At 53.0% G+C, this 12,683-nt stretch carries 16 protein-coding genes; all 16 read right to left on the bottom strand.

The window, feature by feature from the left end:
* Nucleotides 1-3: 3 nt before the first annotated feature.
* The 16 genes from JJB07_RS14710 to JJB07_RS14635 all read right to left on the bottom strand — a co-directional run bounded on the left by JJB07_RS14710 (nucleotide 4) and on the right by JJB07_RS14635 (nucleotide 12,679).
* Entirely contained in the window at nucleotides 4-756 is a 753-nt protein-coding gene (locus JJB07_RS14710; RefSeq protein WP_201636322.1) for a DNA translocase FtsK, read from the bottom strand.
* A gap of 3 nt (nucleotides 757-759) precedes the next feature.
* The gene (locus JJB07_RS14705) at nucleotides 760-1,296 is read right to left on the bottom strand and encodes a Holliday junction resolvase RecU (protein ID WP_201636319.1); all 537 of its coding nucleotides are present in this window, start codon (nucleotides 1,294-1,296) and stop codon (nucleotides 760-762) included.
* Nucleotides 1,297-1,366: 70 nt separating this feature from the next.
* Nucleotides 1,367-1,711: a hypothetical protein gene (locus JJB07_RS14700; RefSeq protein ID WP_201636317.1), complete on the bottom strand. Its 345-nt coding sequence runs from the start codon at nucleotides 1,709-1,711 to the stop codon at nucleotides 1,367-1,369.
* Nucleotides 1,708-2,025, bottom strand: coding sequence for a hypothetical protein (locus JJB07_RS14695; protein WP_201636315.1), 318 nt, complete (start codon nucleotides 2,023-2,025; stop codon nucleotides 1,708-1,710). Before JJB07_RS14695 ends, JJB07_RS14700 begins: the two co-directional genes overlap by 4 nt.
* Before the next feature lie 2 nt (nucleotides 2,026-2,027).
* Complete coding sequence (locus tag JJB07_RS14690; RefSeq protein ID WP_201636313.1) at nucleotides 2,028-2,852, bottom strand: DNA adenine methylase; 825 nt, start codon at nucleotides 2,850-2,852, stop codon at nucleotides 2,028-2,030.
* Nucleotides 2,809-2,991, bottom strand: coding sequence for a hypothetical protein (locus JJB07_RS14685; RefSeq protein ID WP_201636311.1), 183 nt, complete (start codon nucleotides 2,989-2,991; stop codon nucleotides 2,809-2,811). Before JJB07_RS14685 ends, JJB07_RS14690 begins: the two co-directional genes overlap by 44 nt.
* 5 nt (nucleotides 2,992-2,996) lie before the next feature.
* Entirely contained in the window at nucleotides 2,997-3,350 is a 354-nt protein-coding gene (locus JJB07_RS14680) for a hypothetical protein (RefSeq protein WP_201636309.1), read from the bottom strand.
* On the bottom strand, nucleotides 3,347-3,691 hold the full coding sequence (locus JJB07_RS14675; protein ID WP_201636307.1) for a hypothetical protein: 345 nt from the start codon (nucleotides 3,689-3,691) through the stop codon (nucleotides 3,347-3,349). Before JJB07_RS14675 ends, JJB07_RS14680 begins: the two co-directional genes overlap by 4 nt.
* Nucleotides 3,685-4,164: a hypothetical protein gene (locus JJB07_RS14670; RefSeq protein WP_201636306.1), complete on the bottom strand. Its 480-nt coding sequence runs from the start codon at nucleotides 4,162-4,164 to the stop codon at nucleotides 3,685-3,687. Before JJB07_RS14670 ends, JJB07_RS14675 begins: the two co-directional genes overlap by 7 nt.
* A gap of 37 nt (nucleotides 4,165-4,201) precedes the next feature.
* A complete protein-coding gene (dnaB, locus tag JJB07_RS14665) occupies nucleotides 4,202-5,590 on the bottom strand; it encodes a replicative DNA helicase (protein WP_201636305.1) in 1,389 nt (462 codons plus the stop codon).
* A 2-nt stretch (nucleotides 5,591-5,592) separates the two neighbouring features.
* Nucleotides 5,593-6,531: an ATP-binding protein gene (locus JJB07_RS14660; protein ID WP_201636304.1), complete on the bottom strand. Its 939-nt coding sequence runs from the start codon at nucleotides 6,529-6,531 to the stop codon at nucleotides 5,593-5,595.
* Nucleotides 6,532-6,544: 13 nt separating this feature from the next.
* A complete protein-coding gene (locus JJB07_RS14655; protein WP_201636303.1) occupies nucleotides 6,545-7,459 on the bottom strand; it encodes a DnaD domain protein in 915 nt (304 codons plus the stop codon).
* A gap of 20 nt (nucleotides 7,460-7,479) precedes the next feature.
* Nucleotides 7,480-9,321, bottom strand: a complete 1,842-nt coding sequence (locus JJB07_RS14650; RefSeq protein ID WP_201636302.1) for an ATP-dependent helicase — start codon at nucleotides 9,319-9,321, stop codon at nucleotides 7,480-7,482.
* Nucleotides 9,272-9,565, bottom strand: a complete 294-nt coding sequence (locus JJB07_RS14645; protein ID WP_201636301.1) for a hypothetical protein — start codon at nucleotides 9,563-9,565, stop codon at nucleotides 9,272-9,274. Before JJB07_RS14645 ends, JJB07_RS14650 begins: the two co-directional genes overlap by 50 nt.
* Nucleotides 9,555-11,741 carry an AAA family ATPase gene (locus JJB07_RS14640; RefSeq protein ID WP_201636300.1) on the bottom strand — a complete coding sequence of 729 codons (2,187 nt, stop codon included), beginning with the start codon at nucleotides 11,739-11,741 and terminating at the stop codon, nucleotides 9,555-9,557. Before JJB07_RS14640 ends, JJB07_RS14645 begins: the two co-directional genes overlap by 11 nt.
* Nucleotides 11,741-12,679 carry a hypothetical protein gene (locus tag JJB07_RS14635; protein WP_201636299.1) on the bottom strand — a complete coding sequence of 313 codons (939 nt, stop codon included), beginning with the start codon at nucleotides 12,677-12,679 and terminating at the stop codon, nucleotides 11,741-11,743. The genes JJB07_RS14640 and JJB07_RS14635 overlap by 1 nt, the downstream gene beginning before the upstream one ends.
* Nucleotides 12,680-12,683 lie beyond the last annotated feature (4 nt).

The following is a 12,683-nucleotide window of genomic DNA, read 5'->3' as shown; positions in this document are numbered from 1 at the left end:
TTTCTATTGCGCCTCAGCCGATGCTTGGCCGTACAACTCCAACATGTCAGGTGTTACCAATACTTCGCGACCGCTAAGACCTTGCATGTCACCAACGAACTTCGCCTCCTGCAATTGCCCCATGAGGATATAGGCGGTGCGGTAGTCAACATCAAGTTCATCTTGTAAGACAGCAACCGTTGCCCGTCCTACTGACATAACCACTTTTGCTGCTTCGCTAAATAAATGTTCTGAAGGAACAGAATACATCGACTCTCGCTCCACCAAATGGAGGCCCCCATACGTCTGCGTTTGTCTGCGTTCAGCTTCATGTAAGAGTTTGAACAGGTTCATTTGCAGCGGTTGTGAGACTGCTGTCACAAATTTCTTGACGGTCGGCTCAACGGCACCATGGCGTTTTACGACATCAGCAAAACCGATCTTGACGGGTTGAACGGTCCTCAGCTTAGGGCGGCTATCGTCCATCCACTTGTCAGTCGCCTCGATCATGGACAGTGCTTCATCCATGTGGTATGCCTTTTCGCCTTCGTTAAGCTTTCCATTCCACAAAGGCTTGCTGACGAGAATCAGTGCGTCGCAGTTCGTCATGAAACGGAACAGCGGGGGTACGACTTGACCGATAGCGATGTGGCTGAAGTTGATATCTTCACGCCACACGACAAGGATGTTGCTGTCGCGAAGATTCGGATGGAACTCACGCTTCATCGCATCAAAGTATTGCAATACATCACCGGTTGCGTAATTGAACTGGGTCACGGCTTATGCCACCTCCGGGCTAATGATGAAATCAAGATAGTCGAGCACAACGCCGTTTTTCGCTCGGACTAGTGGACATTCGTTCCGGAAGAAATCGATCGGGATGCTTTTTCGTCCCTTAGGCATCGCCGACTCTATCCACCAGCGAACGAGCTGATCGACATCAAGTCTGTAGATCTCGTCTCGCAAGGTCGAGAATTCAATTAAGAGAAACGCTGCCCCGCCCTGTTTCTTCCAGCGAACAAGAAAGTCGATCTGGTGCTGCTCGACATTGCTAAGCGGAAAGTTCGTTTGGACCTTGGTTGTCTTAGCATCGAGAGCAACCCCTCGTCCGACTGCCAGCCCAACAAAATCTACAGTAGACTTCTCTGTTGGAACTGCGATCATCCCCTTACCCTTCCGGATGATCTGGAAAGGAGTCGCAACTTTTTGTATGACCGCTACACCGCGAGCTGCATATTGCTGGTTAGCTTGGATCACCCGATCCTCAAATGATTTGCCAAGGTTGGCGTTGTTTTGAAACGATTTGAATCGCGTCAAATGTGCTCTGCCCCCTTCTCTATTCGTGTTGGTGTCGCCTCACCTCGTTCGAACCCCTGTCCGTAAGTCGTTACCGACGCTCCACTCTTGCCTTTTCTTTTTCAATCGTCTTCAACTGCTCAAACCTTTGATCGATGTCGAATTTCATTAAGACTTGGCGAGCCGACTGCCTAATGACTTTGCAGCAAGGAACGTCCGCCAGACTTAATCGCAGCTGCCATGCATCCTCTATCGAAAAAAAGGAGTGCTTTTCGCGTATCCAGCGGTGATCCAAGCCAAGCATGCGACCAAGGTGAAGTTTGGTCTCTGTTCCGGTATTAACTACCACGAGGTGATACTCTCCGTTGGATGCCAAGAGCACGATGTCGTAATCTGTTCCCCAAGACCACGAGTAGGTTTTGCGATACGCGATCACCTTGAAATCACGACATCCTGTCTGATCTGGACGAGAAATGGCTTCTCCGCAAGTAATTTCATTTGCTCGTAAACCGCTGGGTCGTTCTCTATTTTCAAGAGGTGATCCAACAAAAAAGTGTTGTACATCACCTGGGTATGGTCATCCGATTCTTCATACGTCACCTGTTGATTAGGGGTCTCGAACAGATTGAATTGAAGATCGTTCTGTTTCTTTTGCGGCGAAGGGGTCTTACTGCCACGTTTTGATAGGGGACGTTCAAGTTTTTCTGGTTCGACAGTCTCAACAGAATTAAGATCAAAAAGCGCATCCACCGTCAGTTACCCACCCAGTCAAAAATGTTGGCCTGCGGATCTTCCCAACTCAGAAAAAGCAACTCTGTACGCTTCGGTCGCTCCTCTTCCCGCGACACTTGGGAGAAAGTGTGCGAGCCAATCTCGATCCGCCGCGGCCAGTTTTTGTACAACTCGTCCACCAAAGGGTGCGGATAGTAGCTGACCATCGCCTTTCCTTTGATCTGCCGGAGAATCTCGGCAAGCTCGATGTGGTCCCTACGTCGAAACCCACCTTTGTACCTTCGCTCGCGCCCGTTATAGGGCGGATCGATGTAGAAGACGGTGTCCTCGGAGTCGCGCAATCGAATGACGTCCTTGTAGTCCCTGTTGTGGATCTCGACTTGTTGAAACCGCTTGGCGAACGCCTCAAGCCTAACGACTGCGGATTGGTATTCGCGGGCCTTGTTCGCCTTGGTACCTCCGTGGCTCCACCCGCTTCGATGGTTGTTCCCGGCCGACACGGCCAGTCGGTTGAGGTAGAAGAAGCAGACCGCACGCTCGAAGTTGCTTTTGCGCCCCTTTTGCCACTTCCACTTTTCGAAAAGTTCTTCGGAATACGGAAGCGTCGCGACTGCCTGTGCCAACTTTTCAGGGTCTCCACGGAGAACAAGCAGGAAATTGACGAGATCACCATCGATGTCGTTGAAGATCTCGACATCGGAAGGCTCCTTCATGCTGGTCATGTTCCCGCCGCCACCGAACAAATCGACGAAGCACTTGTGCTGAGGCAGGTACCGATGAAGTTCTTTTGCCAGATGCCCCTTACCGCCGAACCACTTCAACGGACTGCTTACCGCGACTCCCACGCCGCCTCGCCTCCCTCCGCTCAGCCCAGAGGCAACCAACAGCAAGGATGGAAGCAAGCACCGTCTCCTTCACGCCGATCGTGCTGGCGACGACAGCAAGGAGGATGATCGCGGCACGAGCTGCGGCTCTTTGGTGCATCTCCTTCATGCTCCGGCCACCGCCCTCGGTTGCGTCGGGTACGCGACATCGATCGCACGTTGCAGGAACTGATCTACCGTGTTGCCGATCAATATTGCTGTCCGATCCGTCAAATCGCCCGGATCGTCGAACAGGAGCAACTCGTGATCGATCTCGCGAATCTCCGCCGGTGCGACGAGACGGATCTCAGCCCGATCACCGTAGCGGAACTCGATTTCAACCCGAACGCGGTCTTCCTCAACGACTAGGAGACGACCGTCCTGCTCTTCGTTCACTCGGAAGCCCTGCCCCTCCCACGTGTCAATCACACCTGCGAAGACCTGCCCAAACAGTTCAACTTGCCGATCTTTTCGGATCATGCCGTAACCCCCTGCACCCCGACGATCACCGGGCGGATGAAGCTGTACATGAGCGGCGACTGCTCGGCACGGTTGAGCCAGTAGCTGATCATCTCAATCATGTGGGAGTCATGCCGCTTGCGATCGATGATCGGCAGCATGCCGAAGGGCTTGTACAGTGTCATCTTCCAGCGACCACGACGCTCGGTGTCGAGCTCAACGTCCATGTTGATGCCGGCGGTTGCGTGGCGGATCTCGATCACGCCAGAGTTGTAGGACAGGTGGTAGTTGCGGCTCTCAAGGTTTGCAAACAGCGTGCGCCACTCGCTGGAGAACAGGCGCAGTTGATTTTGGGTCAGCATGATGGTCCCTCCTTGGTCGGTTCTTCAATCCCAAGCAAACGGAACAGTTCAGTAACATAGGCCTCATCGTCACAGGTTTCGGAAAAATCGTTGCACCAGCCGTAGCAGAGGTCGTCGGCTTTGTCCGCCAGTTCAGCGTCCATGACGTTACCCAACCCCGCCTTGATTGCAATCATCTCGACCTCGAGGATGCCGGCCGCAATTTCCATGATTGTATGTGCTGTCGTATGTTCCCGCAGGATATACAACCCTCGGAGTTTGTACATGCCGTCCGGTTTCTGCGTTGCAGCGATATGCGCGAGAAGACTTTGCTGTTTGCGTAAGAGCAATTGAATAATAGCGTCTGACATGGAAGGACGGTATGCGACTGTGACCCCAAGTTGTTGCTCTGCTTTGATCGCTTCTGGTGTGAGACCTACAGCAATCTCCGCAAGCTGGTCGGCGCTCAGAAATTCAGGTTTGATTTGTTGCATACGGTGCTGCTCCTTCCTGTTTGGAATGTCCATCTATTCACGAAGAGGCCCCGCCTTCAAAATTCATAACCACTTGCGGGTCTCGCTTTAGGTTGACGAACTTGTTGTAATTTTTCAGGAATACGATTTCCACGGTTCCGGTCGGGCCGGAGCGCTGCTTCGCAATGATGAACTCGACCACGTTCCGCTTTTCGGATTCCGGGTTGTAGTAGTCGTCACGGTACAGGAACGAAACGATGTCCGCGTCTTGCTCGATGGAGCCGGACTCACGCAGGTCAGACAACATCGGGCGTTTGTCCTGACGGCTCTCGACCGAACGGGAGAGCTGAGACAAAGCCACGACGGTGACATTCAGTTCGCGAGCCAGCAACTTCAACTGGCGGGAGATCTCCGACACTTCCTGTACGCGGTTGTTGCCACCTCGCCCAGATATGAGCTGCAGGTAGTCAATGACGATGAGGGCAAGATCACCCTCTTCTTCGACCAACCGTTTACACTTCGCGCGGATCTCAGAGATGGTGATGCCCGGTGTATCGTCGATGAAAAGCGGAGCGTCTCCGATCGTTCCAACGGCCAGCGACAACTTAATCCAGTCGTCATCGCTCAGGTCACCGGTCCGCAACTTACCAGCGTCGATGTTTCCTTCTGCGCAAAGCATCCTCTGGACAAGTTGCTCGGCCGACATCTCCAACGAGAAAACGGCGACATTTTGCCGGGCACGAACAGCAACGTTTTGCGCCAAGTTGAGCGCGAATGCCGTTTTACCAACGGCCGGTCGCGCCGCAAGGATGATGAGGTCGGACCGTTGTAAACCTGCAAGCATCTCGTCCAGATCGGCGTATCCCGTCGGAATCCCCGTGATCGCTCTCCCTGTGAGATTTCTGTTGTAGTACCGTTCCTCGATCTGTTCAATGGCGACGGCCAGAACGTCACTGGACTTACGGAAGTCCTTCTTCCCCTGCACGTTGCTACTTTGGATTTTGTTCAGGGTACGATGCTGTTTCTCGATCAACTCTTCGACCGTGGCACCGTCATAGACCCCTGCGGCTACTTCTTTGGCGGATAGAAGAAACAACCGAAGTTGCGCCTTCTCCTTGACGATCAGAGCGTAATGGTCGACGTTTGAAGCCGTGGGACAGGACTCTTCGAGGTTGCGCAAATACTGGACGCCGCCGACCTTTTGTATCCGGCGTCGGTTCGAGAGCCGCTTGCTAAGCTCGACGGGATCGATTGGGACACCTTCGTCTCGCATTGCGAGTAAAGTGCGGTAGATCAGCACGTGCTCCATGAGGAAAAAGTCATCGTGCACAAGAATGTCGGCTACGACATCCAGCGCCGTTGCCTCAAGAAGACATGCCCCTAACACCGCTTGCTCGGCCTCGATGTGGTGTGGTTCCGGGAGTTGGTGGTCTTCTGTGTTCTGCATAATCAATACTCCGGTTCAAACGCATTTGCGAGGTTTTTGAGTCGATGGTCTCGACCGGTCATTCGCCCAGCCAGAGCAAGCTCGAACACACGCGAGCGAAGCGCTTTGACGACTTTGGCAATTCGAGGATCGTCGGGATGGTAGTGGTCATAAACAAACGGTGGCTCCGTATTGCTGGCGAACCAAGTGGAAAGCCCGCTTTGCCATCGGTCATCCAAGATTTCGAACATTTTGCCTAACGTCCAATCGGAGACGGTTTCTTGAGCGAATTCGTCGATCGCCAGCATAGGGACGGTGGAGTACCAACGCTTAAGTCGCGTCAACTCCCCTTCTCCCTCACGGATTGCATCTCGCAGCCTGTCCATCAACTTCTCAGCAGTGGTGAAGACTGCGGGGACTCCACGGTCGATGAGTTGGTTGCATACGGCCAAAAGCAGATGCGTCTTCCCGATCCCGCTCGAGCCAAAGAGGTAAATCCCCGGTTCTTGCTTGTCCGGCGTAAACTCATTCGCGAAACGCTCTGCATGCTCAACCATTTTGATGTGTCGTTCCTTTTGTTCGGGTGGGAATGTGTTGAACGAGAAACGACGTTCGGCCTTAGTCATCCCCGCTTGTTCCAGCATCTTTGCGTGGGCGATCCGGGCAAAGTGATCTCGCGCCGGTTGGCAGGTGTATTCCTCGAACTCGATGCCGTGAGGGGTAACACTTTTAATCCCACGGATCTCGCCTTTCCCGTCTCCATCCCGCCAGCAGTTCAGATATCCAGTACATAACGGGCATTTGCGCTGGATCAGTAAAACTTCGAAGAGATCGCCACTACTGATCTTGAGCAATGAGTCCGGCACGTCTTGGAGGACGGGGAACTCTTTGCGTAAGTCATCGAGCGTGACGAACGGCTTTACCTTGCTGAAATCTCCAAGCGCCGTTTGTACGCGTTTCATCGGTCAACACCTCCTATCCGCTTTGCCTTCCGCCGCGATTCGCCCAGGCTTCGATTACATCACGGTCGTAATCTGATATTGGGACGACGTTGTTTTTTTGCATGCCCCCGCTACGTTTCCCCTGTTGCTGTTGACGAGGTGGTTGGGGTGGTTGATCTGTTTGTTGCTGCTCCATCATGCGTAGGTAGTCGGCAACTGTCTTGACGTTCCTGTTGGCAAACCAATCGCCAATAGTGGTCCACAGGTATTTCACTGTGTCAGCTCCGTTCGCCTTAGCTGCTTCGAGAGCGTAGACGATGACTGAAATATCCATTCCATCGTCAAGATACTCGTTCACGACATCGTAGTCGGTCTTTCGCATGGCTCGTCCAAACGTTTGACGGAACAAAGATTGCATGGTCTGCCATGGATCTTCCACTTTCTCCTCCGCGCGCGTTTCATTCATTCCGTCATTCTTTCTTTCATTCATTCCTTCTTGAAGAAACACACCTGCGGGATGATCTGTAGGACGATCTATGGGAGCATCTGTGGGAGGATCTATAGGACGATCTGTGGGACTTTCTGTGCGACTTATTCCCATAGATCGGGTAACATCCATATCTATGGGAGTATCTATAGGACTTTTTCCTACAGATGTTCCTATAGATTGAGCGAAGAGGAGAAGGCGGTACTTCCCGCCCTTCCTTTTCGGCAGACCTTGGTAAGAGATCAGACCGCGCTGGATCAAGGTGTTGCGGTGATTGTTCAAGGGCTTAAAAGTGACGCCTATTTTCGCCTCAAGCGTCGAATTGGCTACCACAAACTCGTCCGGGGAACCACCCTTTTGCCAGAGTGCAAACAGGTGCATCCAAAGCGCCTGAGCAGTTGCATCCAACGGGTTTGTTTCGAGCCAATTTGAAAAGGCGACAAGCCCTTCGCAGCACTTCATCCTCATCACTTCCTATCTGTTCATACTTGCACCGCAAGCCCCAGCTCACGGATATACTGCGACGGCTCGTGTTCCGTCATCTTGCCGTATCCAAAAGTCGTTTGTGGTCGCGTCAGGATCAAGTGACGCTTCGCCCGCGTCACGCCGACGTATGCCAACCTGCGCTCTTCCTCGGGGTCGGTCTTCATCGATCGCTTCGACGGGAATGTTCCTTGGTTCATGCCGACCATGATCACGGTGTCAAACTCCAAACCCTTGGAGCCGTGGATCGTGAAGAGTTGGATGGCGTCGACATCTCGTTGGTAGTAATCCTGCAGATCGCGGATGTGAATCCATTTCATGAAGGTTTGGATATCTGCGCGCTCACCGGCAGCGTGTTGCTGGTTGCACCAGCGCTGGGCGAAGGTCAAGCCCGCCCGTACATCCTCATAGCGATTTTGTAAGCTATGGTCGGTGTAGAAGTCCTTGAGGCCAAGATCAAAGGCACATCCCTGTATTACCAGCCATGCGTCATCACTCCAAAACGAGTTGTTGTCACCGTTCCGGGTCGTCGCATCGATCTGGTTGAAGAAGTTACGGCACTTGGGTGCCTGATCTTCCATTGCCTCACGAAGGCTTTTACCAAACCCCGCATCCACTTCCGCGCCGGACATCTGCAAGTCCGTGATCCGTCGTTCTGGGAAGTTGATGCAGCTCCGTAACGAACGCTCGTCTGACGGGTTGATCATGTAGGCGATGTACTTGAGCAACTTCTGGACGTCAGGCTTGGCGAGCGGGTCAGAGTCCTTGCTGATGATCAAAGCCGGGATTGCGCCTTCTCGCAGTTTGTCTTTTACGAGAGATAGTTGGCGGTTCGTCCGGGCAAGGACCGCGACATCAGAGAACTTACCACCAGCACGGCGATGTTGCATGACGTGATCGGCGATGTACGCGGCCTCTTGTTCCTCGTTGACGAAGTCGAGCAGTGTCACTACGGGATCGCCCGGACGGTCGGTGACAAGGACTTTTTCCGTTTGCTTGGTGTTGTGCTTGATCAGCGAGTTTGAGGCATCAACGATCGGCAACGTGGAGCGGTAGTTCTGCTCAAGCTTGACCACCTCGTACGCCGGATCTTCCGCGACCTCGAGGATGTTCTCGACGCGCGCACCGCGCCAACCGTAGATTGCTTGAAAGTCATCCCCAACGACCAACAGGTTTTTGGGACGGAAGAGTTGGATGATTTCCCACTGAATTTCGTCCGTATCCTGAAACTCGTCGACGAAGACGTAGGGGTACGACTCGCGGTAGTATTCGGCGACGGCCTCTTGCTTGAAGAGGATCAGGGTCCGAAGCAAGAGTTCGTCAAGGCTGATTGCGTTGTTCCGTTTGAGGCGGTACTTGTACTCAGTCGCGGCCAAGCGGGTTGCCTCGGACTTGAATTTCTCCTCACCACGAATGAAGCAGTTGATGTCAAGGAATACGTCAGCGACCTTCGCTTTGACCTTGAGATCCTTAATCACCTGCTCGACTACGGACTCTTGGTCTTCGGGGTCGTAAATGGTGAAGTTCGGTTCCAGTCCAAGGCGGTTGCCGTACCGCTGGAGAGCGGTCACACAGAAGGCGTGGAATGTATTGCAGAACATCTCTTTTGCTTTCTGCTCCCCGACGAGGGATGCGATGCGTTCCTTCATCTCCAATCCGGCGAGGCGAGTGAAGGTCAGGGCCAGCATGCCGCTGGTCCCGATCCTGTGTTCGTCGTTTAGATACGCGATCCGGGAGGTCAGAGTCTTCGTCTTCCCAGTTCCCGCGCCGGCGAGGACGCAGATGCGTTTGCTACTGGATGTGACCGCTTGGTGTTGGGCTGGATTCAAACCGTTGAGCATCTGCATTCCCACCTCCATTGATTTCTAAGACTTCCTCGACAATGATGTTGCTCGTTTGTTCAGCGTATTTACTCATGAGTCTGTAAGCCGCGAGTAACACATCCGCTTCCTCATTCTCTTCCATGCGGACCATGACTCCGTGCATGCGATCCAAACATCTAGCTGCGGACTTTTGCATCTCAAGGATTCTGGTCAAATCGGACAAGTCAGAATTCCAACGCAAACCCTTCTTCTCAGAACTCAAGGTCTTCGCTCTCCTTTTGGCTAGTCATTGCGTCCGCCGCGTTAGTTGTTTCCAAAGCACTCCGCGGCGGAATCTCATGAACCGTCCAACCAGCATTGCGGGCAATTTTCGGATCGATGACGCCCGCGATCAGGATGTTGTCGAGGCGAAACTTGAGCGACAACAGGCCCATCAGCGCCGATTGAAGGTTCTGCTCGTCCAAATTCTCGATGTTATCCACCGCCAGCACTTTCACCGGTGGGTTTGCACGGTCGATGACGGTAACGAGGAAGGCGATCAGGAACATGAGTTGCTGGCCAGTCGAGAGCGTGTCGAAGTGGCAACGCTGATCACCGTTCATCCAGCCGAAGCGGAAGACTTCCTGCCCTGTGTCGGACTCGGTCTGGAAGAAGACATCGCGGTGGATGCCCAGAGCGGCGAGGTTGCCCTTGATGTCGTCACGCAACGGGTCGAGCATCGTCTTGACGATTTCACCCTGAATGCCCTTCGGCCCCAAGGCTTGCTTGACCATCTCGAACGCCTGCTGCTTGTACTCGGCCTTCATGTTGTCCATGATCGTCCGTCGGGATTGCTGGAGCAGATCGCGGGATTTACGTTGTTCCGGAAGAACTCGTTCAAGTTTTGCAATCTCCTGCTCGTAACCGGCGCGAAGCTCTGCCATCAACGTGAGATCACCAATCGTCTCGGGAGGGGCCGTAAACAGCGTGTCGTACTCTTTTTGAGCGGCATCCAAATCGTTGAGACGCTTCTTCTCAGCAGCGTTGATCTCGTTGATTTGCTTGTTGAGGGCAGTGACGCGGTTGGAACGCGCTTGATTCTCCTTCTGACGCTGTTGGGTACGGCGCATAATCTCACTCATGAGTTGCTCGATCTCGCTGATGCGGGTAACCAGTTGTTCCCCCTGCAAACGAGCTTCTTCACGTTCTTGCCAGAGTTCGGAACCACGGTCAGTTCGTTCCTTGATTTGTAGTGCTGCATCGGTCTGATATGCGGTGAAATCCTTGTCACACTTGATCTGATGCTGAATCACGCAGACACCCTTGTTCTTATCGATGGTGTCCAGCGTCTGCTGAATCGAAGCGATCTCTGCATTCAGCTTGCTGCCTTCGGCATCCATAAGGCTGATCGTTTTCCGTAGAGCTTCCAGTTCACCTTGCTTTGCCTTTTTCTCGGACGACAGAGCATCGTATTCCTCTTGATCGTTGGTGTGGTCCATTTGCCCTTCCAACATCGCGATCTCCGATTCGAGGGAGTCTATCGAGACAGGTGGCTGATCCTTAAGCTTTTGAATCAAGTCTTGGAGCCATTGCATGCGTTCGGCTCGCTGATCCATGATCCGTTTCTTTTGGCCGTCTTCTGCGATCTTGGTAGACAAGGACAGCAACTTATCGCGTAGCTCCGTCAGGCGAGCCTCGTTCTCTTTGATGTTCCGATCCGTTTGCTCGAGTTCGTTCTTCTGTTCTGTTGCAACCCGGATCGCGCCCTCGGTGTCACGCGCCTTGGACTTCCAGAGCGAGAGTTGGTCCGTGACGTACCCGATGATTGCGATCAGACCTTCGTCAATCGTCATTTCGTCCTGGTACTCCTCTAGAGAACGGGAAATGGTTTCTTGCAGGATCAGATATGTGTCTGGCTGGCGAATCTCCAGCTCGTGTGTGAGGAGATCGTCAAAGTGTTCAGCCACGCGCTTTTTATCCCACGTGTTCCCTTGGCCGACGAGGGAATACATGAAATCACGCCGTTTTGCGTCGGACAGGTTGAGAAATTCCTTGAAGTCCAGCATGACGGGGAAGTTCCCGACCTCCGCAGCGACTCGGGCCTTTTTCTCGGTGTCGTTGCTTTCCCCACGGGAGGGGGAAATGCTCAAGGTCTGCGAAATCTTGACCTCCGGCACCCCCTTCGACATCTTGACGGCACGGGTGAAGCTTCGGGAGAAACTGAACCCATCGATTTCAAGGCCAACCGACATCGAGTTCAGGCTGCTGGAGAACTCGAAGGTGTCCGCGGGCTTCTTGCCCTTCACCGGAGCGTAGCCAAGAAGGGCAATCTGTACAGCTTCGAGGTGGGAGCTCTTACCTGCTCCGTTGGTGCCGGTGAAGCAATCGATGCCGGACAGCACGCGGGTCAATGTGTTCCCTTTCATATTTTGCATGTGGATTTTTTGGATGGGTTTCATTAGAACGTCAGCCCCTTCTCGAGTTCTTCAGACAGGTCGGGAGAAGAGTACTCGTCGCTTTCCTGCTCTTGATTAGCAAATTCCACAAGTTCCTGTTCGGAAACAAAGACCTCTTGTTTCACGACTTTGATTCCATCGAGTTGGATCTCTTCACCCCGTTCGGCTTGCTGAGCAACTTGCTCCATCTGCTGACGGGTCAGTCCATGACGCCAGCCCCACAACTCCACGTTGGCGAAACGTTGCTTCTCCGGACCGGGCTGAACATACTCATCGATGTAAGGGAACGCAAGCGCCGGATGTTTGCTCATAACCAGACGCTCGGCAATCGTTTGGGCATTACGCTCAGCAAACTGCTTCTTGTTGATAAATGTATTGATGTTTTTGAGGATGTCCTTATTATTTAGGAAAACAGCAATACCCAAATCACCTTCAAAAGCTTCAAATCTCATATGTTTTCTTTCTTCTGGATCAAGCATGTCTAAAGTGCAAATCCGTCCTGCATCTGCTTTGTATTGGACCGTCTTCATAAGGTCCTGGATGAAGTACATCCGAATATCGTAAAGCAGCGATGCTTGAGTGATCACGAGGTTGCCAATCGGGCTAAAGCCAATAGCTGTCTTGCGGACCCATACTTTGCTGATCGTCTTGCTGGCCGGGTCAATAATCGGGAACGGGTTCGGGACTTCTCTCACCTCGCCGTCGATCGGAGCAGTTAATGTCGACGGAGTGATGATAGAAACGCCAGCGATGGTATTCAGCTTTTGAAACCCTTTAGCCGTCGTCATGGCTTTTTCTTGGATCATGACAAACTCGCCTTGCTTTTCGGAGAGCGCGACTTTCCCGCGCACCGCTTCAATGTGCTTGCCGTCCGACGTCATACGGCCAAGCAGGTGACCGCCCATTTGAATCGGGACGAGTTGGTTTTGTTGTTGAGTCATGAGG

Source organism: Tumebacillus amylolyticus (assembly GCF_016722965.1).
Lineage (GTDB): Bacteria > Bacillota > Bacilli > Tumebacillales > Tumebacillaceae > Tumebacillus > Tumebacillus amylolyticus.
Note: the sequence above shows the minus strand (reverse complement) of the source record. Positions and strands in the feature narration are given on the sequence as shown.